Source organism: Bradyrhizobium uaiense (assembly GCF_010811875.1).
GTDB classification, from domain to species: Bacteria; Pseudomonadota; Alphaproteobacteria; order Rhizobiales; family Xanthobacteraceae; genus Bradyrhizobium; species Bradyrhizobium uaiense.
On sequence record NZ_VKHP01000965.1, the window covers coordinates 1 to 244 of the forward strand.

Below are 244 nucleotides of genomic sequence, written 5' to 3' on the forward strand. Positions count from 1 at the left end.
ACTCTCGGCCACGACATCGAGGTCGACCTGCGGATATCTGCCGAGGAACGGCGCGATCATCGGCGCCAGCACCAGATCGACCGCGGGCGGCGGCGCGTTGATGCGCAGCCGCCCCGACGGCTCGGCGTCCGCCTGATGAACCGCACCACCCGCAGCGTAGCGCTGACCGAAGCCGGGGAGCTGCTGCTCGCTCGTGTCGCGCCGGCCATGGTCAACGTCGCCGACGCGATCACCGAGGTGCGCG

1 pseudogene is annotated in these 244 nt (G+C 71.3%); it reads right to left on the bottom strand.

The window, feature by feature from the left end:
• Window positions 1–117, bottom strand: a pseudogene (locus tag FNJ47_RS52560) (LysR substrate-binding domain-containing protein); the annotation flags it as partial.
• Window positions 118–244: the final 127 nt, after the last annotated feature.